This window comes from Tenacibaculum profundi (genome assembly GCF_052050075.1).
In the GTDB taxonomy this organism is placed as follows: domain Bacteria; phylum Bacteroidota; class Bacteroidia; order Flavobacteriales; family Flavobacteriaceae; genus Polaribacter.
In genome coordinates, this window is sequence record NZ_CP197225.1 from 3,318,730 (window position 1) to 3,344,812 (window position 26,083).

At 29.4% G+C, this 26,083-nt stretch carries 24 protein-coding genes and 1 pseudogene; 13 read left to right on the top strand and 12 right to left on the bottom strand.

Annotation, left to right across the window (positions count from 1 at the left end; genetic code table 11):
* Positions 1-7 precede the first annotated feature (7 nt).
* The 8 genes from ACSIGE_RS13405 (at position 8) to trpA (ending at position 7,582) form a co-directional block, all read left to right on the top strand.
* Positions 8-178 carry a hypothetical protein gene (locus tag ACSIGE_RS13405; RefSeq protein ID WP_440880382.1) on the top strand — a complete coding sequence of 57 codons (171 nt, stop codon included), beginning with the start codon at positions 8-10 and terminating at the stop codon, positions 176-178.
* Between the two features lie 875 nt (positions 179-1,053).
* Positions 1,054-2,445, top strand: a complete 1,392-nt coding sequence (locus ACSIGE_RS13410) for an anthranilate synthase component I family protein (protein WP_440880383.1) — start codon at positions 1,054-1,056, stop codon at positions 2,443-2,445.
* A gap of 31 nt (positions 2,446-2,476) precedes the next feature.
* Complete coding sequence (locus tag ACSIGE_RS13415; protein WP_440880384.1) at positions 2,477-3,067, top strand: anthranilate synthase component II; 591 nt, start codon at positions 2,477-2,479, stop codon at positions 3,065-3,067.
* A gap of 17 nt (positions 3,068-3,084) precedes the next feature.
* Positions 3,085-4,074: an anthranilate phosphoribosyltransferase gene (trpD, locus tag ACSIGE_RS13420; protein WP_440880385.1), complete on the top strand. Its 990-nt coding sequence runs from the start codon at positions 3,085-3,087 to the stop codon at positions 4,072-4,074.
* Between the two features lie 96 nt (positions 4,075-4,170).
* Positions 4,171-4,959 (top strand): indole-3-glycerol phosphate synthase TrpC, encoded by a 789-nt coding sequence (trpC, locus tag ACSIGE_RS13425; RefSeq protein ID WP_440880386.1) that lies wholly within the window; start codon positions 4,171-4,173, stop codon positions 4,957-4,959.
* A gap of 4 nt (positions 4,960-4,963) precedes the next feature.
* Entirely contained in the window at positions 4,964-5,611 is a 648-nt protein-coding gene (locus tag ACSIGE_RS13430) for a phosphoribosylanthranilate isomerase (RefSeq protein WP_440880387.1), read from the top strand.
* Complete coding sequence (gene trpB, locus ACSIGE_RS13435; protein ID WP_440880388.1) at positions 5,608-6,786, top strand: tryptophan synthase subunit beta; 1,179 nt, start codon at positions 5,608-5,610, stop codon at positions 6,784-6,786. Before ACSIGE_RS13430 ends, trpB begins: the two co-directional genes overlap by 4 nt.
* A 13-nt stretch (positions 6,787-6,799) precedes the next feature.
* The gene (gene trpA, locus ACSIGE_RS13440; RefSeq protein ID WP_440880389.1) at positions 6,800-7,582 is read left to right on the top strand and encodes a tryptophan synthase subunit alpha; all 783 of its coding nucleotides are present in this window, start codon (positions 6,800-6,802) and stop codon (positions 7,580-7,582) included.
* A 93-nt stretch (positions 7,583-7,675) separates the two neighbouring features.
* Here trpA and ACSIGE_RS13445 read toward each other — a convergent pair whose 3' ends face one another.
* Both ACSIGE_RS13445 and ACSIGE_RS13450 read right to left on the bottom strand, forming a co-directional pair.
* The gene (locus tag ACSIGE_RS13445) at positions 7,676-8,656 is read right to left on the bottom strand and encodes a hypothetical protein (RefSeq protein WP_440880390.1); all 981 of its coding nucleotides are present in this window, start codon (positions 8,654-8,656) and stop codon (positions 7,676-7,678) included.
* Positions 8,657-8,658: 2 nt separating this feature from the next.
* Positions 8,659-9,687: a threonine ammonia-lyase gene (locus tag ACSIGE_RS13450; RefSeq protein WP_440880391.1), complete on the bottom strand. Its 1,029-nt coding sequence runs from the start codon at positions 9,685-9,687 to the stop codon at positions 8,659-8,661.
* Between the two features lie 128 nt (positions 9,688-9,815).
* Here ACSIGE_RS13450 and ACSIGE_RS13455 point away from each other — a divergent pair, with 128 nt between their 5' ends.
* Positions 9,816-10,241, top strand: coding sequence for an Lrp/AsnC family transcriptional regulator (locus ACSIGE_RS13455; RefSeq protein WP_440880392.1), 426 nt, complete (start codon positions 9,816-9,818; stop codon positions 10,239-10,241).
* Between the two features lie 126 nt (positions 10,242-10,367).
* Entirely contained in the window at positions 10,368-12,470 is a 2,103-nt protein-coding gene (gene recQ, locus ACSIGE_RS13460; protein ID WP_440880393.1) for a DNA helicase RecQ, read from the top strand.
* 426 nt (positions 12,471-12,896) lie between these two features.
* On the opposite strand, the gene ACSIGE_RS13465 is transcribed toward recQ, so the two are convergent.
* Complete coding sequence (locus tag ACSIGE_RS13465) at positions 12,897-13,154, bottom strand: hypothetical protein (protein ID WP_440880394.1); 258 nt, start codon at positions 13,152-13,154, stop codon at positions 12,897-12,899.
* A gap of 1,119 nt (positions 13,155-14,273) precedes the next feature.
* Here ACSIGE_RS13465 and ACSIGE_RS13470 point away from each other — a divergent pair.
* Complete coding sequence (locus tag ACSIGE_RS13470) at positions 14,274-16,583, top strand: TonB-dependent siderophore receptor (protein WP_440880395.1); 2,310 nt, start codon at positions 14,274-14,276, stop codon at positions 16,581-16,583.
* Complete coding sequence (locus ACSIGE_RS13475) at positions 16,583-18,052, top strand: PepSY domain-containing protein (protein ID WP_440880396.1); 1,470 nt, start codon at positions 16,583-16,585, stop codon at positions 18,050-18,052. The genes ACSIGE_RS13470 and ACSIGE_RS13475 overlap by 1 nt, the downstream gene beginning before the upstream one ends.
* 347 nt (positions 18,053-18,399) lie before the next feature.
* On the opposite strand, the gene ACSIGE_RS13480 is transcribed toward ACSIGE_RS13475, so the two are convergent.
* The gene (locus ACSIGE_RS13480; RefSeq protein ID WP_440880397.1) at positions 18,400-18,990 is read right to left on the bottom strand and encodes an SRPBCC family protein; all 591 of its coding nucleotides are present in this window, start codon (positions 18,988-18,990) and stop codon (positions 18,400-18,402) included.
* 339 nt (positions 18,991-19,329) lie between these two features.
* Here ACSIGE_RS13480 and ACSIGE_RS13485 point away from each other — a divergent pair, with 339 nt between their 5' ends.
* On the top strand, positions 19,330-19,518 hold the full coding sequence (locus ACSIGE_RS13485; protein ID WP_440880398.1) for a hypothetical protein: 189 nt from the start codon (positions 19,330-19,332) through the stop codon (positions 19,516-19,518).
* A 267-nt stretch (positions 19,519-19,785) separates the two neighbouring features.
* On the opposite strand, the gene ACSIGE_RS13490 is transcribed toward ACSIGE_RS13485, so the two are convergent.
* The 8 genes and pseudogenes from ACSIGE_RS13490 to ACSIGE_RS13525 form a co-directional block, all read right to left on the bottom strand.
* Positions 19,786-20,181, bottom strand: coding sequence for a YkvA family protein (locus ACSIGE_RS13490; protein ID WP_440880399.1), 396 nt, complete (start codon positions 20,179-20,181; stop codon positions 19,786-19,788).
* Positions 20,182-20,874: 693 nt separating this feature from the next.
* Positions 20,875-21,015 (bottom strand): hypothetical protein, encoded by a 141-nt coding sequence (locus ACSIGE_RS13495; RefSeq protein WP_440880400.1) that lies wholly within the window; start codon positions 21,013-21,015, stop codon positions 20,875-20,877.
* A 110-nt stretch (positions 21,016-21,125) separates the two neighbouring features.
* On the bottom strand, positions 21,126-21,350 hold the full coding sequence (locus ACSIGE_RS13500; RefSeq protein ID WP_440880401.1) for a hypothetical protein: 225 nt from the start codon (positions 21,348-21,350) through the stop codon (positions 21,126-21,128).
* A 137-nt stretch (positions 21,351-21,487) separates the two neighbouring features.
* Positions 21,488-21,643: pseudogene (locus tag ACSIGE_RS13505) on the bottom strand (serine hydrolase); the annotation flags it as partial.
* A 236-nt stretch (positions 21,644-21,879) separates the two neighbouring features.
* Positions 21,880-22,116: a serine hydrolase gene (locus ACSIGE_RS13510; RefSeq protein ID WP_440880402.1), complete on the bottom strand. Its 237-nt coding sequence runs from the start codon at positions 22,114-22,116 to the stop codon at positions 21,880-21,882.
* Between the two features lie 116 nt (positions 22,117-22,232).
* Positions 22,233-22,718, bottom strand: a complete 486-nt coding sequence (locus ACSIGE_RS13515; protein ID WP_440880403.1) for a GNAT family N-acetyltransferase — start codon at positions 22,716-22,718, stop codon at positions 22,233-22,235.
* A gap of 201 nt (positions 22,719-22,919) precedes the next feature.
* A complete protein-coding gene (locus tag ACSIGE_RS13520; protein ID WP_440880404.1) occupies positions 22,920-24,752 on the bottom strand; it encodes a serine hydrolase in 1,833 nt (610 codons plus the stop codon).
* Between the two features lie 179 nt (positions 24,753-24,931).
* Positions 24,932-25,990 carry a serine hydrolase domain-containing protein gene (locus ACSIGE_RS13525; protein WP_440880405.1) on the bottom strand — a complete coding sequence of 353 codons (1,059 nt, stop codon included), beginning with the start codon at positions 25,988-25,990 and terminating at the stop codon, positions 24,932-24,934.
* Positions 25,991-26,083: the final 93 nt, after the last annotated feature.

Below are 26,083 nucleotides of genomic sequence, written 5' to 3' on the forward strand. Positions count from 1 at the left end.
TAAAGTCTTGAATGAAGTAATGGCAACATTCGGAGGGAATGCTAATTGTTTTGTTGCATATTCAGCAAATATAGTAGAAATTAAAGTGTCTCTTTATATTCTTAAAATAACTTCTACCTGTATTATTTCAAAAATACAGTTGTTTGAAGTAGATATTGAATTTTTTAGAGTAAATTGAGTTGAAACGCATAAATATGTATTAAAAATACCAGAAAAATTAAATATACCATATATTTCATCTTTTGACAATCCTTTGTTTTGGAAAGGGCATTCTTTAATAATAGATGAATGCGTTAAAGTATGAAAGGGCCAAATAAAGTTGTGGTTGCTTTAGAAGATTGTGTTTTTAGGGTATTCTTCTTGAGGGGATGCAAAGAAATAATTGAAATAAAGTTAAAGTGGTTGTTGCTTAAACAGAAGGAGTAGCTTCTTTTAAGGGAGATTAGTTGAATTGAAATAAATTACTACAAGAGATAAACAGCTTTGGTGCAAAGAAAATTGCTTTTATGGCTCTTGAAAGAGCTCAGGAATATGAGATAGAAACTTTTATAACAACAGCTAGAGATACTTTTTTAGCGTGTAAAATTTTTTTTGAAGAATTTTATATGTGATGGTAGAGTCTGCTTCTGGAGCAGTAATATTTTATATAAAATCTAAACAGTATATGAAGTCGCAATTAACAATACATTAACCATTACATGTGGAGGAGTAAATATGAGAACTGATAAATATAGGGAGCACTTAAATTATTTTGATTTTTAAAAGTAAATTTAAAGTTGCATCTTACCTAGGTGTTATCCTGACAGGATGTATTATTTTATGTTTTTATCGATGGTACCAATTTGATTCATAAGAAACAATTAAAAAATAAAAGTCAGATAAAATTTGTAAAATAAAAAATCTATTATAAATTTGTAATTCAATGATGATACAAAACAACATATGGTGGTGGAACTCTCTTAACTCAAATTAAGTGAGCGCATCCTCTATATAATAAATATAAAAAAAGGCTTATCTCACGATAAGCCTTTTTTTATGCTACAATAAATAAAGATGGAAAAAATAAAATTAAGAACAGTCTCGAAAAAAAAACTTTCAGATACGGTAACACCGGTTGGATTATATTTAAGGTTAAGGGACCGTTATGCGAATACACTATTACTAGAAAGTTCTGATTATCATAGTAAAGAGGAAAGCTTTTCATTTATTTGTATTGATCCTATTTTTGGAATGAAAGCAGAAAAAGATAATTTTACTGTTTTTAAGAAAGGAGTAGAAATAAGTTCAAACAATATTCAAAGTAATTTTAATTTCCTTTTTAATGAATTTACAAATTCAATCGATCTTGATTGCGCTTCAGAATTAAAGTCATTTAATGGACTATACGGCTACACAACATATGATAGTGTTCAATATTTTGAAACGATAAAATTAAATGTTAAACAAGCTCCTTCTTCAATACCAATGATGCAATATAATTTCTACAGATTTATCATTGCTATCAATCATTTTAATGATGAGCTTACCTTAATCGAAAATATAGAGGAGGGAGAAGAATCTAGTATTAAAGAAATAGAGACTATCGTTGAAGCACAATTTTACAACACGCAAAAATTTGAAATTGAAGGAGAAGAAAGTTCAAATTGTTCAAACGAGGAATTTAAAGAGTATGTTAAAAAAGCAAAAGAACACTGCAAAAGAGGAGATGTCTTTCAATTGGTTTTATCAAGGCAATTTCAGCAAAAATTTAAAGGAGATGACTTCAATGTATATCGAGCATTACGATCAATAAATCCCTCACCATATCTTTTTTATTTTGATTATGGAAGTTTTAAGTTAATGGGATCTTCTCCAGAAGCACAAATAAAAATAAACGAAGGAAAAGCGGTGATTAATCCTATTGCAGGAACTTTTAGGAGAACTGGTAATATGGTGGAAGATATAAAATTAGGGAAAAAGCTGTCTGAAGATAAGAAAGAAACAGCAGAGCATGTTATGTTAGTAGATTTGGCTCGAAATGATTTAAGTAAACATGCAGACAATGTAGAGGTAGAGGTTTTTAAAGAAGTTCAGTATTTTAGTCATGTTATTCATTTAGTATCTACCGTTCAGGGTAAGATAAAAGGTAATCCAATAAAAATAGTAGGAGATACATTTCCTGCAGGGACACTTAGTGGAGCTCCCAAATACAAAGCAATGAAATTAATTGATACATATGAAAATCAGTCTCGAGGATTTTATGGAGGGGCAGTTGGCATTATAGGTTTAGATGGAGCTGTTAATCTAGCTATCGCTATTCGATCTTTCGTGAGCAAAAAGAACGTATTATATTATCAAGCTGGCGCAGGGATTGTAATTCATTCAAGTGAAGAAGGCGAGTTACAAGAAGTCAATAATAAATTAGCAGCTTTGAAAAAAGCGTTGATTTTAGCGGAAAAAGTTTAATAGATAAAAGAACTAAATAGAAAATAAATCAATGAAAATATTAATTTTAGATAATTACGATTCGTTTACATACAACCTAGTTCATATGGTTGAAAAAATTACTGATATATATCCAGATGTGTATCGTAATGACGAAATCGGTATTGACGAAATCGGAGTTTATGATTTAATTATACTATCGCCAGGACCAGGAATACCAAGCGAAGCAGGAATATTAAAAGAGGTAATAGCAAGATATGCAGGAAAGATACCCATTTTTGGAGTGTGTTTAGGTTTACAGGCTATAACAGAGGTTTTTGGAGGAAGTATTCTTAATATGAATGAGGTTTTTCATGGTGTAGCAACAGAAATGAGAGTTGTGCAAAAAGAGGCTTCTATTTTTCAAGATATTCCAGAAACATTTCTAGCAGCAAGGTATCATTCGTGGATTGCTTCAAAAGAGGATTTACCAAATGTTTTGGAAATTACGGCTATTGATGAAGAAGGTGGTATCATGGCAATTCGCCATAAAGAATATCAAATAAGTGCGGTACAATTTCACCCAGAGAGTATTCTAACAGAGGTGGGAGAAAAGTTGGTAAGTAATTTTATAACCAGTGTTAGAAATAAAATTGTAGCTTAATTTAAAGAGTTTAAATAATGAAAGAAACCCTTGAAAAATTATTTGAGAATAAAAAGCTTTCAAAGTTAGAGGCCAAGAACCTATTATTAGATATTTCTCAAGAAAAGTATAATGAAGCTCATTTAGCATCATTTTTGACTGTTTATATGATGCGTCCAATTACTGTAGATGAGTTAGCTGGCTTTAGAAATGCATTATTAGATTTAGCCGTAAAAGTTGATTTTTCAGCTTATAATACGATAGATATTGTAGGAACAGGGGGCGATGGTAAAGATACTTTTAATATTTCGACATTAACATCTTTTGTCGTCGCTGGAACTGGTCAGAAAGTAGCAAAGCATGGAAATTACTCAGTTTCATCAAAATCAGGTTCTTCGGATATGCTAGAAAGTTTTGGTTATGAGTTTACAAATGATGAGCAAATACTAAAGTCTCATTTGGAAAGAGCAAATATTTGTTTTCTTCATGCTCCAAAATTTCATCCAGCAATGAAAGCTGTTGGCCCTGTTCGAAAAAGTTTAAAATTAAAAACTTTCTTTAACATATTAGGACCTTTGGTAAACCCTAGTAGTCCTCAAAATCAGTTTTTAGGTACCTTTGATTTAGAGGTTGCAAGGTTGTATAATTATATTTTACAAGAGGAGAAATCAAATTATGCCATTGTACATTCTTTAGATGGTTATGATGAAATTTCTTTAACAGGAGAGTTTAAATTATTCTCAAAAGATGGGGAACAGCTTATTAAACCTTCGGATTTAAACATGTTTAGATTGAAACAGTCTGACATACACGGAGGTAATTCGGTTAAAGATGCCGTTAAAATTTTTAAAGCTATTTTAAATGGTGAAGGAACAAAGGCACAAAATAATGTTGTTCTTACAAATGCTGCATATGCTTTAAAAATTATGAATAAACAAAAAACATTTGAGGATGCATTTGAGGAAGCAAAAGACTCGTTATTTGGCTTAAAAGCAAAAAAATGTTTAGAAAAATTAATAATGAATTGATAGAAGTACTATTATTTAAGGTTTTAAATTACGTTTTATTTCGATAAGATTAAAGTATTAGATAGTAGGCATAGATTGAAAGTTAACAATTAAAAAATGACAATACTTGACAAAATAGTAGCTTTTAAAAAAAAAGAAGTAGCTAAAATTAAAGCAGAAGTACCAGTAAAAAAACTAGTAGAAAGCCCTAATTTTAAAAAAGCACAATTTTCCTTAAAAGAGGGATTAATAACCAAATTTTCTACAGGAATTATAGCGGAATTTAAAAGACAATCACCATCCAAAGGAATTATAAATAATGATGTTTCTGTTCTAGAGGTTACTAAAGGTTATCTGGATGCAGGAGTTGCAGCACAATCAATTTTAACGGATACTTCATTTTTTGGAGGATCTATGACAGACCTAATGGAAGCAAGGACGATCAATCAACAAACACCAATATTACGTAAAGATTTTGTAGTTGACGGTTTTCAAATTGTTGAAGCAAAGGCGATTGGAGCAGATGCAATATTACTTATAGCAACATGCTTATCTAAAAAAGAAATAAAGGATTATGGTCAATTAGCTTCTGATTTAGGATTAGAAGTTTTGTATGAAGTACATACACAAGAAGATTTAGATAAAATTTCAGACTTAGATGGTAAAATTATAGGAATTAATAATCGAAATTTGAAAACGTTTGAAGTCGATCTCGAGCATTCTATCGACTTGGCTAATCAGATTCCAGATAGTGCGGTAAAAGTTTCTGAAAGTGGGATATCTGACCCACGAATTATAACAGGACTTAAAGAATACGGGTTTCAAGGTTTTCTAATCGGAGAAAATTTTATGAAAACAGATAATCCAGGACTTGCCTGTCACGAATTTATAAGTCAAATTAGATAAATAAATGAATAATATACCTATGAAGCTGAAAGTTTGTGGAATGAAGTATGTAGAAAATATAAAGCAGGTTGCCATATTGAAACCAGATTATTTAGGCTTTATTTTTTATGAAAAATCAAAAAGAAATTTTGAAGGAATTATTCCAGACATAGATAAAAGAATTAAGCGGGTAGGCGTTTTCGTAAATGAATATATAGAAATCGTAGTATCACTAGCAGAAGAATATAAATTATCTTTATTACAGTTTCATGGAGAAGAATCTACTGATTATATAGAAGAAATAAGAAAGTATTTACCTAATACAGAAATTATAAAGGTTTTTAGTGTTAAAGATACATTTGATTTTACAATGCTAGAGCCCTATGAAGGTAAAGTAAATTATTTCTTATTTGACACAAAGGGTAAAGAGAAAGGGGGCAATGGTGTCTCTTTTGATTGGAAGGTATTAGCTAATTATAATTCTAAGACTCCATATTTTTTAAGTGGAGGAATAGGATTAGAGGAATTAGATGCGATAAAAGCGTTTATAAAATTGCCACAGGCCAAACAATGCGTTGCTCTAGATGTAAATAGTAGATTTGAAATTCAACCAGGAGAAAAATCAATTAAAAAGTTAAAAGAGTTTATAAAACAAATAAAAAAAGAATTATGAAATTTCAACCTGATAATAATGGATATTATGGGCAGTTTGGTGGGGCTTTTATTCCAGAACTCTTATACCCAAATGTAAAAGAATTAAAAGATAATTATATTCAAATTATCAATTCATCAGAGTTTCAAGAAGCATATAAAGATTTATTAAAGCATTATGTAGGTAGGCCAAGTCCGTTATATCATGCAAAACGTCTTTCAGAAAAATACAATACGACTGTTTATCTTAAAAGAGAGGATTTAAATCACACAGGAGCTCATAAAGTTAATAATACTATAGGTCAAATCCTGATAGCAAAATACTTAGGAAAAACAAAAATCATAGCAGAAACTGGAGCTGGTCAGCATGGAGTAGCGACAGCTACTGTTTGTGCTCTTATGGGATTAGAATGTGTTGTTTTTATGGGAGAAACGGATATTAAACGTCAAGCACCTAATGTTGCTAGGATGAAGATGTTAGGAGCAAGAATTATTCCAGCTACTAGTGGAAGTAAAACTCTTAAAGATGCCACAAATGAAGCAATTAGATATTGGATACAGCATCCGGAGACTTATTATTTGATAGGTTCTGTTGTTGGGCCGCATCCTTATCCTGATATGGTAGCTAGACTACAGGCAATAATTTCAGAAGAAATAAAAATACAATTAAAGGATCAAACAGGTAATGAAAACCCTGACGCCATTATAGCCTGTGTTGGAGGCGGAAGTAATGCGGCAGGTGCTTTTTATCACTATTTGAATAATGATAAAGTTGAATTAATTGCAGTGGAAGCTGCTGGATTAGGTGTTAATTCAGGAGAAAGTGCTGCTACGTCGCAATTAGGTGAAGTAGGAGTTATTCATGGAAGTAAAACTATTTTAATGCAAGATGACTATGGACAAATAGTTGAACCTTATTCAATTTCGGCAGGTTTGGATTATCCAGGTGTTGGACCGTTGCATGCGTTTTTACATGAAAGTAAAAGGGCCAAATTTATGAATGCTACGGATAAAGAAGCTCTGCAAGCAGCATATGAATTGACAAAAATAGAAGGAATTATTCCTGCTTTGGAAACAGCACACGCACTTGCTGTATTGCCAAAAATGGATTTGTCTAAATACAATACAATAGTGATAAATTTATCAGGAAGAGGTGATAAAGATTTAGAGACATATATACAACACTTAGATAAATAAAGAAGAAATAATAATGAATACACTACAGAAGTTATTTAATCAAAAAACACACAATTTATTATCCATCTTTTTTACAGCTGGTTTTCCAAATCTAAATGATTCTGATAAAATAATTCATGAGCTTAATAGTGCAGGAGTTGATTTTATTGAAGTAGGTTTACCTTATTCTGATCCTATAGCTGATGGTCCAACAATTCAACATAGTAGTTCCGTAGCTTTGAAAAATGGAATGAATTTAGATGTTGTCTTTGATCAATTAGAAAGAATTAATGAGACTAATAAGACGCCATTGGTGTTGATGGGGTATGTAAATCAAATTATAAAGTATGGCGAGGAAGCTTTTTGTAAACGTGTAAAAGCTTGTGGTATTGATACTTTAATTTTACCAGATTTACCAATGATTGAATATGAAAATCATTACCAATCACTTTTTGATAAATATGGTTTAAGTAATGTGTTTTTAATAACACCTCATACATCAGAGGAGCGTATTCGAAAAATTGATCAATTAACTGATACATTTATTTATGTCGTTGCCTCTGCCTCTATTACAGGAGCAAAGGGTGAAATGTCTGATGATCAATTATCTTATTTTAAGCGAATAAAGAATATGAATTTAAAAAGTCATTTGATTATTGGATTTGGTATTTCAGATAATAAAAGCTTTACTTCGGCCTGTGAGTATGCTAACGGAGCTATTATTGGGTCAGCATTTATTAAAGAATTAGATAAATTTGGAATTAGTGGAGTACCTAATTTTATAAAGAAAATTAAAGGGGAAAATGCTTTAGTTTGATGTTCTTTTATGAGAAAGGAGCATTAATGCTTAAATGCTCCTTTTTTAGTTTAATCAATTCACCCTAATTTTATGATGAATAAAAAAGCAGTACTACGAAGACGCACTATTATGATAAACTTTCTTTGTATACATTGCAATGGACAGATCAAGAATTCCTACCCCAGTAAGGTCGCATATTATTAGATTATCGGTTTTTTTTCTAATTTTTTTTTGAATGCAAGCGTCACTAAATTCTTCAACTTTTGATAGATTTACAGAGCTGTCCTTTAAAACAGATCTTAACTCACCAAGCTCTAAAGATTGTGATTTTAAATCACATATAAATCGATCAGCAATTGAAAATAAATCAGTAGATAGCTCATTTTTGGTAGGAGCATCTGCTCCCATAGCTATGATTAATGTTGGTTTATTTTTATTTATCATAGCAGCGTTTAAAATAGGTTTTGTGGCACTGGTTGCGGTAATTATAATGTCAGCATTTTCAACTGCTTTTGCCGCAGAATTATAGGCTTTGCTTTTAATTTGAAGCTTATTTTCAAAAGATGTGGCTAATTCTACAGAGCGTTTAAAAGTTCTACTATAAATAGCAACGCTAGAGTAATCACACACTAATTGTAGGGCTTCTAATTGCATATTTGCTTGAAGACCAGCACCGATTACAGCCACTTTAGTAACTTTTTTAGGAGCAAAATAATATGCTGCAAGCGCCCCAGAGGCAGCGGTTCTTAACTGCGTTAAAACTCCACTATCATCTATAATTGTATCTAATTTGCCAGTTTTAGAGGAAAACAAACACATACAACCTTGAGATGTTTTTTCATTTATTTGCCGATTATTTGGGAAATTTCCTGCAATTTTAACTACGTAATATGGATACTTTGGATAATAAGCAGATTTAACGCATACTTGAGAGTTTATTTCTTGCATAGGGATTTGTTGAATTGAAGGAATGACTACTTCATTTTTATTTAGAAGACTAAAAGCTTCTTCCATTATAGGTAACAAGTCAATACTCAAAGTAATATTATTATTAATCCATTCAAAGGGTATAATTGATGGTGTATTTCTCATTATTATACTTGATTATAAAAAGTTAATGATTGATTCAGTATTTTTGAGTCTACATTTCGTCCACTTGCCACAGCAATTACGGTTTTACCTGTTAGTTTTTTATGTGTTTTACAGATAATTCCAAGACTACAAGCGGCACTAGGCTCTAAAACAATTCCAAAGTATTTCATAGCACAAGCGATTCCCATTAAGGCATCATTATCATTTACACAGGCTATGTGAGCTATTTTATTTTTTAAAATTTCCCAAGGAAGTATGCCAGGTATTGGATTTGGAGGCATGATAGCATCACAAATTGATTGCTCATTTACTGCTGTTTTTACTCTTGTTCCTTTATCTAAAGACGCAGCCCAGCAACGATTGGCGCTTGATTCAACTCCTATTAAGTCAGCATTTTTGAAAAATAGATCAGTACTTAATGAAAAACCACTTAAAAGTCCTCCTCCTGAAGCAGGAATATAAAACTGATCTGGGTTAATTTTTTTATCTCTTAATTGCATTGCGCACTCTAATCCTGATATTCCTTGTCCTGCAATCACATGAAAATCATCATAAGGGTGTATTAAAGTTAGTTTTTTTTCTAGTACATATTTTTTCGCAATTTCTTCTCGATTTTCGTTTTTAGGGTCAAATAATATAACATTTGCACCAAAATTTTTTGTGTTTTCAATTTTTATTTTAGGAGCAGATTTAGGCATAATTATGGTAACGGGTATTTTGAGTAAATTACCAGAGTAAGCCAATGCTTGAGCATGATTTCCTGTAGAAAAAGCAACAACACCTTTTGTTTTTTGTTTTTGAGATAAAGAATGTAATGCATAAAAAGCACCTCGTATTTTAAAAGCTCCAATCGGAGTTAAATTATCGCATTTTAAGTATAACTTAATTCCATATTTTTTGTCGAAAAGTGGAGAATAAAGTAAGGGCGTTTGTTGTATTATAGGCGCTAATATATTACTTGCATTTTGCACATCATTTATCGTGGGTAGCTTTATGTTTTTAGAAATAGATTTAGTGGTACTGTTTAGCATATAAATAATAAGATTTTAATAAAGCACAAAATTCGTAAGCATTGTGGTATTTGTGAAATGGATTTTAAGTTTTAAAGCTTCTTTTACCTTTGAAATAAAGTTTATCTTTATCAAAAAAAATAAAATCGATGGTTGATAATATTGATTTAAAAATTATTTCAATTTTAGAACAACATGCAAGAATGTCCTATGCAGAAATAGGAAGGGAAGTTAAGTTATCGTCTTCTGCTGTCAGGGAGCGAATTCAAAAAATAGAAGATTTAGGAATAATTGAAAAGTATACTATAAGGTTGAATCACAAATTGCTAGGGTATGGTTTGCAGGCCGTGGTACTTGTGAAAGCCCATGAGGGAAAATTATCTTTGTTGTTTAAAGAGGTTCAAAACTATTCAGAAGTACAAGAAGCTTTAAACATTATGGGAGAATATAATGTGCACCTAAAAGTTATAGTTAAAGATTTAGATGAACTTCAGTCTTTTTTAAATCAACTTATCGTTTATGGAGCAACTACTACTTTCATTACGAATAAAATTGATTTTCAGGACTCATTATAGGAAGTTAAGATTAATTTGCATAAAAAATATTTTTTGTTATTTCTTACAAGAAATAAACTTTAGAATTTTTAGTATCAATATCAATAATTGATTTACGATACTGTTTTTTTAAACTATTTTTGCGCTATGTCAGAGATTAAAGAAAAAGAATTATTATTAAAGCTTAAAGCTAACTTCGGGTACGACAGTTTTAGATTAAAACAGCAAAAAATTATTGAAAATATTCTTGCGAAAAGAGATACTTTGGTTATTATGCCTACAGGAGGAGGTAAGTCCATTTGTTATCAATTACCAGCGTTGTTTTTTAAAGGAATAACGATTGTAATATCTCCTTTAATTGCTTTGATGAAGGATCAAGTAGATAGTTTAAGAGCAAATGGTATTTCTTCAGCATATTTTAATAGTAGTCAATTACCGCAAGAACATGAACAGGTTTTTGACGGGATTGCAAAAGGTGTTATTAAACTTTTATATGTAGCCCCAGAAAGTTTACCGCTGCTACAAAATATACTTAATCAAACGTATGTAAGCTGTATTGCGATTGATGAAGCGCATTGTATTTCTTCTTGGGGGCATGATTTTCGGCCTTCATACAAGCAGTTGGGGTTTTTGAAAAAAAGTTTACCAGACATTCCTATAGTAGCATTAACAGCTACAGCAGATCGAGCAACACAAGAAGATATTTTAAATCAATTAGCAATTCCTCATGCAACACGATTTATTAGCTCTTTTAACAGAGAGAACATAACTTTAGAAGTTAGATCAGCAAATGATAGGGTAAAACAAATTATTAATTTTATAAAGGACAGATCAAATCAATGTGGAATTATTTATTGTTTAAGTAGAAAAACTACTGAACAACTAACAGAAAAGCTTAAAAGCAGTAATATTGTTGCCATTGCCTACCATGCGGGGCTCTCTTTTGAAAAAAGAGCCGAAGCACAAGAAGCTTTTATAAAAGATGATGTAGAAGTTGTTTGTGCTACAATAGCGTTTGGAATGGGAATAGATAAGTCTAATGTAAGGTGGGTTATTCATTACAATATGCCAAAAAATATAGAGGGGTATTACCAAGAAATTGGAAGATCAGGAAGAGATGGACTACCTTCAGAGGCTTTACTTTTTCATAGTTATGCCGACGTTATTCAATTAAGGAAATTTATAGAAAATACTGGAAATAAAGAGGTACAAGAGGCCAAACTAGAACGAATGAAACAGTTTGCAGAAGCTACTGACTGTCGACGAAAAATTTTGTTAAATTATTTTGGAGAACTTGTAGAAGAAAATTGTAATAATTGCGATGTATGTAAGAATCCTCCAAAGTTTTTTGATGGTACATTAATTGCACAAAAAGCATTATCTGCCATTTATAGATTAAAAGGTAAAGAAGCTATGGGAATTGTTATTGATGTGTTAAGGGGAGCGCAAAACGCTACCGTTATTGATAAGAACTACCAATTATTAAAAACATATGGAGTTGGTAAAGAGATTTCATGGAGAGATTGGCAGCATTATTTAATTCAATTAATGAACCAAGGATATTGTCAAATAGCATTTCATTTGAATAATGCGTTACACCTTACCGAATTTTCAAAGAAAGTACTTTTTGAAGGAGAAAAAATAAAACTAACGAGTCCTGTTGTAATTAAAAAGGAAGAAAATGTTGTTAAAAGAATTAAAAAAGAACGTTCAGATAATACGTTATTTGAAAGATTAAGGCAGCTTCGTTATCAAATATCTAAAGAAGAGGATATAGCAGCCTATTTAGTTTTTAGTGACGCTACTTTAAGAGAAATAGAAAAAGTTAGGCCAATAACAGATAACGAATTTTTATCTATAAGTGGAGTGGGAGAACGAAAGCTTGAGGTTTATGGAGGAGAATTCATGGAAGAAATTAAAAATTTTTTAAATGAAAAGAAAAAGAAGAGAAAGGATACTACTTTAGAAACTTATAAATTATATACGGAAGGCTTAACCGTTGAAGAAATAGCTATGAAAAGGAATTTAAAGTCAACCACTATTTTTTCTCATTTATCTAAACTATATCTTGAAGGGAAAGACATTAACCTGAATAAGTTTATAACACCAGATGTTTTAAAAGAAATTGTTAATGCCAAAAAAGTTTTGAAAGGTGAAGTTGCTTTAAAACCTTATTTTGAGTTTTTAGGAGAAAAAATACCTTATGAGCAAATTAGAATAGGGCTTACAATTTTACAAAAAAAAAGCTAGTATTTTTAAGTTGATTAATTAGTTTTCTTGTTGTAATTATAAGATAGAATTTGACTGAATTTTTAGAATTGAATTAATCATTTTAGTAATTTTTTTACCTTTTTTAATTTAGTTTGATAAGTTCTGAAGTTAAATTTTTTCTAGCTTGATATTCATATCTCTTTTTGAAAAAATCGGTCTTGTAAATTGAATCTTTTTCTAGAATCTTACTCAATACTTTTTTCCTTCCTTTACGATATATAAAATCGGGATATATTTTATATTCTTTCCTAATATTTCTAGTATATTTCAAATATTCTTTTTGACTTTGCCCTAAATTATTAAGTCCAAATCTAATAAAATATTTGTATCATAGTTGTTTGAAAAATTATGTTCTTTTGTAGCTTCAATTTGAATTTTACATTATTCAAATTAATAAAAGATGTATTAGATTCTCTTTTCAAAGGTCAATACACTTTGTAATTCATTATCACTTTGAGTTGGCTCGTATATAATGTCATGATAATAAATTGAAAATAATAAGCTGTCAAGATCTACTATTTTAGATTTAACTTTATCTAATTCAAATAACATTTTTTCGATGTGTTTAAGATTGTGATAATAACGATGTTTTGAGGAGTAACTGGCTTCAATTTCGAACCAACATTTCAAATTATAGCTTTTATTATTAGAGTATTTTTTCATTAGATCTAAAATTTTTTTTTAACCATATTTATCTTTTATTAACATTTGAAGCGTTATCGCCATTCTTTTTTTTAGCTAGATATTATAAAATATTTATTAGATTTTCATAAAACCTTTTTTTTGCTTTTGAATCATTATTATTAATAATAAATTGTGTCAATGGGTTGTTTCTTTGTTCTAATTTGAAATATATTTAATTGTTATTCAATTTATTATTTTTATAATGCATTATTGGGACCGATGGTTTGTTGTTGAGGTATAATTCTTGAGATTCACCAATAAAAAAAAATTTTTATTAGAACTTAAACCTAACAGTACTGGATATTTTATAACGGAGAGATCTTTATTTGAAATACTAAAACCATGTACTTGTACTTCACTGTCTTTTAATTCTTGCATTTTATTTAGATAGCTATTTTTTATTGGTGTTAAATTAAATATCCCGCTTAGACTAAAATAGAAAGAATATTTGAGCTTAAGCTTTTATTCATTAAGTAGGTTATAAAGGTAAGATGACCTCCTGCCGAATATCCACATAGTATATGTTTTTTTGAACTACCGTTATATTTAGATGCATTTTCGTGTATTCATCGGGTGGTCATTATGATATCATCTAAAATAGTTTTCATCGTTACAGCTTGGATAAGTCGATAATTAAGAGCATAAGTTGTTATGTTGTCCTTAAAAAAGGATTCTGTTACAAAATAATAACTTTTTATCCAAAGTTTTCCAATAGGCTCCATGAAAAAAAATAATACCGAAGAGTTTTTGTATTGGGCGGTAATATATCCATAGATTGTAAGATATTCTTTCCATATTTTAAATCCAAATAGGAGGAATGATGAGATCTTGTTCTTTCTGATTCGATTTTATTAATACTCATTAAATATTGAAAATCAAGATTTTTATTTTTTTAAAAGTAGCTTTTAAAAAAATATATTAATGCAACTATGTTGCATTAATATATTTTTTGCATATTTGCAACTCAGTTATTTTTACAGATTCATAATCGGAGTAGAAAGCAAAATAGGTTTGTATGCCTTCAAAATGAGTATTAAAGTGTATGTGTAACAAATTATTCAACTGGATATAATTATATAATCATTTTCTCTAAAAGTTATGAAGTTCAGGATCATTTTCACTTTATTATTGATTAGTCATTTTTTTATTTGCGCCCAAAAAAGCAAAGAAATTTCACTTGTAGACGCTAAAACAAACAATACGATCACTAATGCAAGTATTTTAAATAAAACTATAAATAGAGGTACTACATCTAATACTCATGGAGGTTTCCAGATTATTGGGAGTCCCAAAGACACAATTATAATTACACATATAAATTATATGAAGAGAATTTTCATACTTAAGGATATTCCAAAATTAATTTATCTACAACCCAATGAAACCAGACTAAATGAAGTAGCTATAACTGCTCATAGAAAAAAGATTTCAACGATTAATAAACTTTCCGTGAAGGACATTGATCTTCCTTTAATAACCAATGCTATTTCTGCTGGAATAATGGAAGAACGTAATCCAACAGATTTGGGGGATGCTTTAAAAAGTGCTACAGGAGTGCGTCCTATTAATAGATATGGAGGGTTTCAAACTTTCCGAATTAGAGGATTTAACAACTTTGTATTACTTGTTGATGGTGTTAGAGACGAGCGTCACAATCTTTCTACGAGTGCCCCATCAACTAATTTAGCAAATGTTGAACGTATCGAGGTCTTAAAAGGGCCTGCTAGTGTATTGTTAGGACACTCAGCTTTGGGAGGAGTCATTAATATTATTCGTAAAAAACCGACCTATTTTCAAACAGGAAATTTCAATGTTACATATGGTTCATTTGATACTTATAAAATGTCTTTAGGAATTGGTGGTCCTATTTCTAAAAACCTCCATTATCGTACTGATTTTGGCATTACAAGAAGTAGTGGATGGAGAGCTTTCGGTGTAGTAACAAACAATGGCTCTTTGATGTTTGATTACCAGCTTACAAAAAATGATAGAATAGAGATTTATCTGCAAGCTAACAATGATCAATATGATACGGATACTGGTATTCCAGTAGATGATGATGGTTCTCTTATAGAGGGGATGAATCCAGAAACGCGTTATAATGACCCTCAAGATTATTTAAAACACAAAAGAATTGATACACAATTAAAATATACCCATCATGTAAATGAAAAGCTAAGCTTTAGTAATCATTTTTCTTTGTCTGATGACAATATAGATTATCTTTCAACAGAATTTTTGGAGCTTAATAAAACCCGAGATACTCTTACTAGGTCATTCCCTTTTTATTTTAATCATAAAACTTTTACGCTTCAAAATCAGCTTGATTTAAATTACAATTTTAGTACTGGTACTATTAAGCATAAATCGTTGTTTGGATACAGTTTTAGTCTTCTTAAACGTAAGTCTTTTCGTGGAGATGTAATCGGTTCAGGTACTTTTACTTCGATTGCTATTCAAAATCCAATTCTTAATCAAGGTAATATTGAACCAATAGATAAAAAGGTTAACGTAAGAGAGGAATTAGTGAATGCTGTCTATTTTCAAAATTGGATGAAATTTTCAGATCAATTAAAGGCACTAGTAGGTTTAAGATACGATATATTTTCTGGAACATATTACGTAGATCAGCTAAACCCTGATAGAACTATTTTAAAATCAGGCGAACAAACGAGTATTCCTTCTACAGTTTTAACTTACCGGTTAGGAGCAGTCTATCAACCTATCAAATATATTAGTTTATTTACCTCTTATTCTAATTATTTTAAACCTTCAAGAACTATTGCGCCAAACGGAGCGATTTTTGATCCTGAAAAGGGATTTCAGGCAGAGTTAGGTATTAAATGGGAAAAGCCTACTTTAATTTCAGCTTCAATCTCTGGGTTTTATTTGGTTAAAAACAATATTGTAGAGCGGAATGCAATGGATGAGTTTGATCAAATTGGAGAAGCAGACTCAAGAGGTATCGAAGTAGATTTACAATATATAGCTACTCAAGGACTAAATATAAAAGGAGGGTACGCATATGTTGATGCTAAAGTAAGAGCATTTGATAAAATAGCTTTACAAGTAACTAGAGCAGGTAATAAGCTTAGATTCTCACCGGAACACATAGCAAACCTTTGGATTAGCTATGGTTTTCAGAATAAAAGTTTGAAAGGATTAGGGTGTGGTTCAGGAGTTAATTATACGGGATCTAATTATACAGACTCAGCTAATAGTTTTGAGTTACCTTCCTATTATAACTGGGATGCTACGATATTTTATAAAACGAAAGTAGGCATCAGAATTGCATTCAATCTTAATAACATAACGAATCAATTATATTTTACTGATGCTATTTATGGAAATCAATTTTTCCCAGGAATGGGGCGTAATTTTAAATTGTCATTAGGCTATCAATTCTAATGAAATTGAAGGATATATATAAGTTACATCATTATTTAGGAACATTTTTTTTCATAATGTTTTTAATCTGGTTTTTGTCTGGCTTTGTAATGATGTATAAAAGTTTTCCTTTTCTTTCTCAAAAAAAAAGAATAGAACATAATCAGGTTGTAAGTTTAGAAGAGAGTTCTTTAGTTCATCCTTCTATAGTTTTTGAAGAGTATCAACAAGAAAGTAACAACTCTCTGAGAGTGAATACTATTTTAGGAAAAACGGTTTATCATTTAGTTACGAATGAAGGCAAATTGGTTTCACGTTTTGCTCATAACAAAAAAGGCATAAAAATAAACAAACCTTTGGCAATAAAAATTGCCAGAAACTTTACAGGAATCAATTCAAATGCTATAGCAACAGTTCTTAATAAGGTTGATCAGTGGATTCCTCGTCCTAGATATTTGAAACATCTTCCTGTGTACAAAGTAAAATTTAAGGATCATCTAAATACTTTTGTTCATATTTCTTCACAAACAGGAGAAGTATTAAGCCAAACTTCATATACTGATCGTTTATGGGCATGGTTGGGACCTATTCCTCATTGGCTATATCTCAAAGAAATTCGTTCGTGTAAAACATTATGGAGCCAACTTTGTATTTGGTTATCTTTACTTGGCTTCATTATGTCATTAAGTGGCATTATCACTGGGGTTGCACGGTATAGAAAGAAACCTAAGGCAAGGTTTAAACGTTATAAAAATAAATGGTATAATGTACATTATTACACAGGTTTAGTTTTTGGGTTATTTATTTGTACTTGGATTTTTAGTGGGTTTATGAGTATGTCTCCATTCAATTGGTCTCAAGGTGCTATATTATCAGCAAAGGGATCAAAATTATGGCACGGGAGGTCTGATTATTTGAAGAACATAACCGATGAAGAATGGACTAATTTTAAGCACTCTATTATGTCTAAATCGGTAAAAGAAGCTCATTTTTCTTCTTTTTCAGGGAAGTTATTCTCCATTCAATTTCAGACGAATTTAACAAGTTCTATTTGTCTTAGTAATTTATCATATAGACTTTCGGAAGCTGATTTGTCAGAACAAGTTAATTATTTAGATACCGTTGATTTCGTATATAATATAGAACAAATTAAAGACTATGATAATTATTATTATGACAGACACAATAATAAAAAATTACCTGTATATAAGGTGTCTACTAAAAATGATATTGTATATTATGTTGATCCAGCAAATGGAAAAATGTTGTTGAGAAGTGATATTAAGAACAAACTTGAGCGTTGGTTGTATCACGGATTACATAGCTTGGATTTTCATTTTCTTATCAATAATCGTCCACTATGGGATATTGTTATGATACTACTTTTATTAGGAGGTACAACGGTAAGCCTTACAGCAGCAGGTTTAGGAATAAAATTTATTTTACGTAAAAGACGAGGTTTTTTAAAACGAAGGTATAAAAGAAGATAGGATCACATTAACATTCAGTACTTTTAAATTGATTATCATTTTTAGTCGATTTATATAATAATGTAATTACTTTACGTATTGGATAGCTTCAATTTCGAAAAAATAAATCAAATACTAGTTTTTATAATTTGTATATTTTTAAATTAAAATTAAAGTCTTCTGTTCGGTCATATTAATGTTTTTCTTTTCTCAAATATTACTTTATTTGTTTTTTTATTACAAACCTATCCTACCAAGATATTATAGAATATTGAAATTATCATAAAGTTTAATTTTTTATTAAAATTATATATGAAAAATAAACTACGAAAAATAATGTATTTAAATTTTTCGTAGTTTATCTTTCTTTATTCAATGCTCTCAACTTCTTGTTTTAGTTCAGTATTAAAAGTTATAAATAAGGGTAAACTAAAATTAGCAGCGCTCTCTGCAGTAAATATGTCATTTCCTTCACCATTATATTCATCAGACTGAATAAATCTTGTTTGGCAATCAGATATTTTTTCTACTATGTATTGATGATTATCAATAAATCCATCAAAAGGAGGCGATGTTTGATCAGACCATCCAAATCGCTCTCCCTCTACTAAAATTAATACATGAGGAAAATCAATTGTTTCATTTTCATTTAAAAAAGTAGCTTGTATTTTTCCTCCATTAGTGATATCTCCTGAAATACCTTGTAAAGAGGAGCTCCAGTTGGGCATGTGATTCCAGTCTGTTAAAACACTCCATACCGCTTCAGGAGAAGCATCAATAATTATCTCTGAATATATACTAAAATGATTTTCTTTAATTTTTGTTACGAATCCTGTGCTTTTTTCCATTGAAGTATTGGTTGTGCAGGGGTCAGTATTATCATCTCTACAAGTTGTAAATAGCATAGCTATTGCTAAAATTAAAGCGAAGTAATTCTTGAAATTGATTGATTTATTCATAATTATTATATTTTTTTTTGAAATTAAACAGAAGAATTTATTTAATTGTGTATTAATTACTGTTTATCTAGTCCTTTTTACTTTTTTCAATATTATGTGATTTTTGGGAGTTGTGTTTATCGAAAAAAACGGTCTTAAAAGTATCCGTAGATATTTTTAAAAAGGTAAGTAGTAGTATTTATCCCAACATATTTCATCAGTTAGTTCATCTTTTTGTTTTTGGAATAAAACGATTCTTATATTATTTTTTTGATTTTGTAATAAATAAACCTATTAACGGATTTCCATAAGTCCATATTCCTTCATAGGTTTTAGATTTATATAAAACTTCCTTTTTTTTTGATTATAATTTTAACGTTTAATAAACTAAATAGCTACAATATTTTTAACTTCAATTTGGTTGAGAGAGACAATGAAGGTATGAGTATTCTTTTTGGCACACACTTGAACGAAGTCCTTTTAGATTTCATTGGATGGTATATTGATGAATTAATTAAAGAATCTGGGAAGAAAATAACAAATAATTGAAACTGTTATATACTTTTAAAGGTAGTCAAAAAATAAATGAAAGGAGGTGTTTCTTTGAGTTGAGGTAGAATAGAAAACATATATAAGTAGTTTGTTTACAGGTTTAAAGACTTATAAAATTTTAAAACACTTGATTAATTAATATGAGCGAGTAGTTTTGTAGAAAGTGAATTTGACTGTTTATTAATAATAAAATTTAAGTTGCTAGTAACTAAAAGCTTATAATTTAAAGGTTCTAAAATTTAAATTTTAGAACCTTTAAATACCTTATTGTAGCTCTTTTTTATCGTAGTCACCAAACCACTCGCTAAGTTTGTTTTCCGCATTCTTTTTTACGTTAGCATCAATATGAACTGCAACAACAACTAATGCTGTTGCTAATACAGCTAAATCATCAGAATAACCAACCACAGGTGTTACATCAAGAATAACATCGATTGGAGCTATAAAATAGCCAAGTGCTCCAATGATAGTAGTTTTTGCCATTATTGGAGTTTCTTCTCTTTTGTAAGCATAGTAAAGTTTTAAACTTTGATAAATAACTTTAATTCCAGCTCTTTGAAAAACATCTTTTATTTTATTCCAAAAGTTATCATCTGAGTATTCACTTTCATACTTTGCTTTGTTTTCTTCAAAATTTTTTGTTGCGTTTTCAACTGACATAATATTTTTTTTGTTATTAACGAATATGTTATTTGTCTTTAAAGGTACTTATAGAAAAGACTAAATAAATTGGTAATTCTTTTAAACTGTCGTTTTGGACGAGTCAATTACATAAATATCCTTTTTAATTGATTTGATAATTAATTTATTGTATTGTTATTATGGGGTAACAATTGAAATAAAATATTCATGTGATTTTATTTGAGAATAAAATTATATGGTTTTTTGAAAAACTATATGAAGCGAATTGGATCGTAGAACGAAATAGGTTTAATAAAGTACTTTTTTGAACTATTCTTTCTTTATTCCGATGAAAATCAATTGTTCAAACTTCGTTATCTTTTACTACTCATAAAAGGATACTTATTTGCTGAGTTTCATTAGATTCTAAAAATTGTTTAATTTTTTTGAAAAATCATTGTGTTATAAGTTAATCTGATAGTAAACTATCGTATTTAAAACCTTTAAAATATCTCTGATTTGTATTAAATAAATTTATCTTTTTTGAAGAATATCCAATCTAAAAATCGATATATTTAGTTGTAATTTTTATTTTACAATGCTTTTCTATTTTTAAAAAAGATTAAGTATTCTATTGTTTTATAAACATATGCGCTTTATTTTAATTCTGAATATTAAAATTAGATTTTATCAAGTCAATAAACTCTGAATCGCTTAGCATTTTTCTTACTATTAAAAGAATTGTTCAGCATTTTCCCCAGCTCCATATCTTAGTGTGTCGGTATTGTCCGTTACAGTTTTAAAAATTACATAAATTACTTGTTCTGGAGTACCAATTGAATCTTCTTCTATTCTTTCATTAAATATATTCATTACTTTGAATACAAATTCATAGTATTCACTTAAGTTTTCATTGTGACGAAAATCCAGTCCACGACCACTAAAATCGGTATTAATTCCTCTTGGCTCTATAATTTTTACTTTTACACCAATAGGCTCTGATTCATAATGTAATGATTCATAAAAACCTTCAATAGTGTGTTTTGTAGCGTAAAAGATTGCAACAAAGGGAATGTTGTTTTACATCCTATAGAAGATGTGTTAGTGAATATTCCATTTATATTCTTCCTGAAATGAGGTAATATTGTTCTTGTAACATCAAGCTGTCTTGCTACGTTTTCTTTTGTTGTAAATTTAAATGTACCCATTAAAGCGTAACCAGCATTATTTAAAACAATATCAAATTTTTCAAACCTATTTATTTCTTTTTCATCTGCATTTGTTATAGTGTTTGCACCTTAAACATCTAACCTTGTAACTTAATCTATTTGGATTTTCAATAGTATCATTTGTTGAATTTGGATAACCAAAAAAAGGTATTATTCATTTCCAGTGGTTCTAAAATATTAGCTTTGATATATTTTTCAAATGATTGTTTTGATACTTTTTCTATAATTAATACTAAAATGTGATAGTTAGCATTAGAATATAGTTGATTTTCGTTTGGTTTATTTTTTTAGCTTTACATTTTCATAGTCTAATACCCTATCCAAAGCGTTTTCGCTCATATCTTTTAAATTCCAAGACTTGTTTTCATCAAGTTGTGAAAAACCCGCTTGAATGATAAAATAAATTTCTAATTTTTATTTGGTTAGAATAATTTGCGTTGTAAGTTTTGAAACTTGGTAAGTAAAGGGTTACTTTTTCATCTAAATCAATTGGCCCTTTTTCTGAAAGCTACATTATAGTAAAACCAGTAAAATATTTTGTCATCGATGCTATTCCAAATGCCGTTTTTGGTGTCATTTTAGAACCAGACTTTTTAATCAAATTAAATCCTTTTTCGAAATATACTTTTTCATTTTTCACGATAATTATAGAAGCTCCAATTACATCTTTTTCGTTGAATGTTTGAAGAATTAGTTTTTTAATTATAATTGTGTCGATTGCTCTTTTCTGCTGTGTGAAGAACAAAACGAAGTTGAAATAAATAAAAGTCCAAAGAATAGTTTTTTTAAATGTTTAATTATTAGAATAATGTTTTTTTATATTACTGCTAACGTTTTGGCTAAGTTACGTTTTAATGCAGTTTAGGTGATGTTGTAGTTAGTTTCATTCACCCATCTTATTTTTACAGCAGAAATTTTTTCTAATTCTAATCTATTTGCTGTCAATTTTCTAAATCCATTTTTTAGATAAAAGTTCAAAGGTGAATTGTATAACTCACCATTTTTCTTTTTGTCTTTATTATGGTCAATTACCCAACCATTTAATTCATTTTCTTGCTGTTTAGCGAGTTCAAGTAGTTTAGTTCCAAATCCTTTTCCATGAAGCTTTGAGTCCAAAATAATTGCAAACCATTTTTCGTTATCTCGCTTAAAGTCAAAGTACCAACCTTTAACTTTACGTTCTGAATTAATTAAAAGTAGATGCCTCTGTTCATTCAGATCATTGAGGTATACCTCAAATTCTTTAATAGAATTAAAAGACAACCTTTCAGGATATTCGTTGTTCCATAAATCAAAAATCTCAAGCTTTTCAGATTCTAATAATATAGGACGTTGTATGAGTTCCATTTTAGAGATTATTTTAATTAGCTACAACGTTAATTGTAAGAATAGTAAGGGGTTTTGGAATGCTTATTATTCGGTTAATCTTAGCAAAATTATAAATTTTGCGGACTTTGTAAAAAGTACTGAACTTTTTTTTAGGCAATAAAACCTTATTATTTTACACTTTGTTATGTATTTTAATTTTTTTATCAATAAATCTTGATTCTATTTCAAAGATTCAATTTTGATCTTAATTTCATTTTTATCTTTTTTGTCTTGTAACTTTGGCAGAAGTAGTTGATAATACTTTAAGGTTTCTTTCTTATTTCCTATGCGTTCATTTACTTGTGCTAAAACCCAAATGGCATCTGTACTTTCTGGATTTTCATTATGATTAAATTCAAGAATTTCAATAGCTTTTTCAATATCATTTCTCTTGTAAAACATTACACCTAATTCTAACAAGCTATTCGAGAAATCATATTCAGTTTCATCATTTTTTATCTTTTTATAGGTTTGCTTTGCTTCTGTAAAATCTGAAGTCGAGAAAGCTTCAACTAATTTAACTTTTACTGTTTTTAAAGTCTCAATTGGAATTCTCCATTTCTTATCTTCTCTTTCATTTTTCAAACGATGAATTTTTATAGTTTTTATTTCATTATTTGATTTCTCAAAAGTGATTAAATTAGGATAATTTTCAATTTTAAAAACATATTCTCCTAAGTGATACATTTTATTTTTTGGTTTTCCTGTTAATAACTTGAGAATTTGAGACGTAATATAGAGTTCCCCATTTTCATTTTCAATGGAAACTGTTTCCTCAAAGTTTCCGTACATAAAATCCAAATAACTCCCTACTACATTTTTTTCGAAAGTATCATCTAAGGGAATAATAGATAATTTAATATCTTCTCTCCAATTCAGTTGATTTATTACTTTTGAACGCAAGAAAACAAATACTGGCAATCTGTTTTTTGTTTCTCCATTAGCCAACATTACGATTCCTTTACCGTCTTTCATTGAAATATTTATCTCACCACCTACACCTGTATTTTGACCCATTATTGTCAACCAGTCTAAGTTACCAAATCCATAGGAACGCTGCCAGCCTAATGCACCACCACCTGCATACTTATAGGTAACTATTGTGCTTAATTCTTTTGCAACTTCGGAACTAATTACTTTGGTCTTTTGTCCGCCTAATGCCTTTTGTGTTTCTATTGCAAATAAAGCTAAATCTTTTGCTGTACTCCAAGTACCAGATGGTGCGAGTTGAGGGCAAATAGGTAATCCCGTCCGAATGATTTGTTGTTCTATGTTATGGACTTTGGCTACATTTTTCGAAAAACCTCTCTCATTTGGCTGGATCAATGTTGTATGGTTCATTTTTAAGGGTTGAAAAATGGTTTCTTTCACAATATCTTTGAAAGGTTTGTTTAAAGTATCTTCCAAAGCCATCTGTATAATCACATATCCACCACCACTATAATAAACGTCTGTTCCAGGCTCAAAAAGTATTTCAATTCCTTTATCGTAATTGGGAAGGCCCTCTCCATTTAGGATTTGCGTCAAAGAAGGGATTGCATCATTTTCATAAAAATCGGCATATCCGCTATGCGAAGTGCCACCTGTATGAGATAATAAGTGTCTAATTGTTAAATCCGTTTTTTCTAAATATTTAGACTTTGGCAGTGACCATCTCTTTAAATAATATCTAATTGGGCGGTCAATGTCTATTTTTTTAGCTTCATCTAAAATCAAACAAGTTGTTGCGGTTATTGCTTTAGTAATAGAAGCGGTCGAATAGGCTGTATTTTTATTAATTTCATTTTTTAATCCGTTTTCTTTGTAACCATACTCTTTACTCCATATGATCTCGTAGTTATCAATTACAGCAATACTCATTCCTGATAGTTTGTTTTCTTTCATAAGATCAAGTACTTCTGTTGTTAGATTTTCTAGTTTTTCAGTCGACTGTTTTATGTTTTTTTTATTTGTATTACAAGACACTAAAATTATTAATAGAAATAGAATATGTGTATTAGGAAGTTTTAGCATTATTTTTATTTTTTATTGCACATAACGTTTTGTGTATGATTAGTTGCGATTTTTTTATTCAAATGTATTTAAAAATTATTGTATTCTGTTTTTATAGAATACTTCCTAAAGTAACCTAAACTCAGCAATTAATTTTACATGGTGTTACCTGTAGGCTTTTCTATTCAGTTCTTAATAAATTAGTTCAATATTTTTTCATAAATATCATTCAATAATTTCTGACTCATTTTTGAGTTCCTTTGATCTATGAAGATTATAATGCCCCAATTTTTAATTCTATTGTAGCAAATAATGGAAGATTGCCCCATAGAGTCGCCTGATTTTAAAAATAATGTGTTATTATCATCAGTTATTATATTTAAACCTAATCCCATTTTTCTATTTCCATCTTCATAAAATATTTGCTCAGTTAAAATTGCAGCTTTTGATATTGGGTTTTCTTTATTTAATACAGCTTTTAAAAATGTAATCATATCTGAAGCATTTGATTTTACTATCCCAGCAGGTGCTGTTATATTCCATTTAATAAATTCCTGAATTCCACGAATAGGATTGTAACCATTAGTTCTGTTTTTTATATCAAAATCTTTAGTTAAGGTATTTGTCATTTGTAAGGGGTCTATTATTTTTTCTCTTAATATTTCATCATAACTTTTATTATAAACTTCTTCTAATATTTGTCCAAGTAATGTAAAGCCAACTGTGGAGTATCTGTATTTACCATAATCGATTAATTCATCACAATTATTGACAAGGGATGATAGTGTGTTTTCAGTAACGTTACTCACGGGTTGTTGTGGATTTAACTCTATTAACTTTCTAAAATCTAAATCGGGTAATCCTGATTGATGTGAAGCTAAATCAATTATTTTGATTTTATATTTTAGGTTTTTAGCTAATACATATTCCTTTGGAAGATAGTCATCTATATAATTATCTATTTTAATTTTATTTTCAATTACTGCTTGCGCAATTAAATTTGAAGTTAAAATTTTAGTTATAGATGCAATTTCAAATATAGAATTTTTATTGATAGCTATTTTACTACCTTTATTCAATCTGCCATAGGCTGTATAGTATTCTTCATTATTGTTTATAAAACCAATACTAACTCCAACCTCTGGATTGTTTAGATAGTAATTTTTTATTAATGAATCAATCTTTCGAGAAATTTTTTGTCCAAAAGAAAAGTTAGTTATTAAAATAAGTACTGTTAAAATTTTAAATGAATTTTTCATTGCATCGAGTTTTGGGTTAAAAATTATTTTCGATACAAATATGTCGAAGTAAATATCCTTGTGCGACCGAATAAAAATAGTCATACGCATTTA

Bases quoted from the DNA above. Each gene is read 5' to 3' on its own strand.
- recQ (WP_440880393.1), top strand. From the start codon at position 10,368: ATGTCAGAGATTAAAGAAAAAGAATTATTATTAAAGCTTAAAGCTAAC.
- trpC (WP_440880386.1), top strand. From the start codon at position 4,171: ATGACAATACTTGACAAAATAGTAGCTTTTAAAAAAAAAGAAGTAGCT.
- ACSIGE_RS13520 (WP_440880404.1), bottom strand. From the start codon at position 24,752: ATGCTAAAACTTCCTAATACACATATTCTATTTCTATTAATAATTTTA.
- trpB (WP_440880388.1), top strand. From the start codon at position 5,608: ATGAAATTTCAACCTGATAATAATGGATATTATGGGCAGTTTGGTGGG.
- ACSIGE_RS13430 (WP_440880387.1), top strand. From the start codon at position 4,964: ATGAATAATATACCTATGAAGCTGAAAGTTTGTGGAATGAAGTATGTA.
- ACSIGE_RS13525 (WP_440880405.1), bottom strand. From the start codon at position 25,990: ATGAAAAATTCATTTAAAATTTTAACAGTACTTATTTTAATAACTAAC.
- ACSIGE_RS13445 (WP_440880390.1), bottom strand. From the start codon at position 8,656: ATGAGAAATACACCATCAATTATACCCTTTGAATGGATTAATAATAAT.
- ACSIGE_RS13495 (WP_440880400.1), bottom strand. From the start codon at position 21,015: ATGAATATATTTAATGAAAGAATAGAAGAAGATTCAATTGGTACTCCA.
- ACSIGE_RS13465 (WP_440880394.1), bottom strand. From the start codon at position 13,154: ATGAAAAAATACTCTAATAATAAAAGCTATAATTTGAAATGTTGGTTC.
- trpA (WP_440880389.1), top strand. From the start codon at position 6,800: ATGAATACACTACAGAAGTTATTTAATCAAAAAACACACAATTTATTA.
- ACSIGE_RS13490 (WP_440880399.1), bottom strand. From the start codon at position 20,181: ATGTCAGTTGAAAACGCAACAAAAAATTTTGAAGAAAACAAAGCAAAG.
- ACSIGE_RS13500 (WP_440880401.1), bottom strand. From the start codon at position 21,350: ATGGGTACATTTAAATTTACAACAAAAGAAAACGTAGCAAGACAGCTT.
- ACSIGE_RS13480 (WP_440880397.1), bottom strand. From the start codon at position 18,990: ATGAATAAATCAATCAATTTCAAGAATTACTTCGCTTTAATTTTAGCA.
- ACSIGE_RS13470 (WP_440880395.1), top strand. From the start codon at position 14,274: ATGAAGTTCAGGATCATTTTCACTTTATTATTGATTAGTCATTTTTTT.
- ACSIGE_RS13475 (WP_440880396.1), top strand. From the start codon at position 16,583: ATGAAATTGAAGGATATATATAAGTTACATCATTATTTAGGAACATTT.
- ACSIGE_RS13515 (WP_440880403.1), bottom strand. From the start codon at position 22,718: ATGGAACTCATACAACGTCCTATATTATTAGAATCTGAAAAGCTTGAG.
- ACSIGE_RS13450 (WP_440880391.1), bottom strand. From the start codon at position 9,687: ATGCTAAACAGTACCACTAAATCTATTTCTAAAAACATAAAGCTACCC.
- ACSIGE_RS13455 (WP_440880392.1), top strand. From the start codon at position 9,816: ATGGTTGATAATATTGATTTAAAAATTATTTCAATTTTAGAACAACAT.
- ACSIGE_RS13415 (WP_440880384.1), top strand. From the start codon at position 2,477: ATGAAAATATTAATTTTAGATAATTACGATTCGTTTACATACAACCTA.
- ACSIGE_RS13410 (WP_440880383.1), top strand. From the start codon at position 1,054: ATGGAAAAAATAAAATTAAGAACAGTCTCGAAAAAAAAACTTTCAGAT.
- trpD (WP_440880385.1), top strand. From the start codon at position 3,085: ATGAAAGAAACCCTTGAAAAATTATTTGAGAATAAAAAGCTTTCAAAG.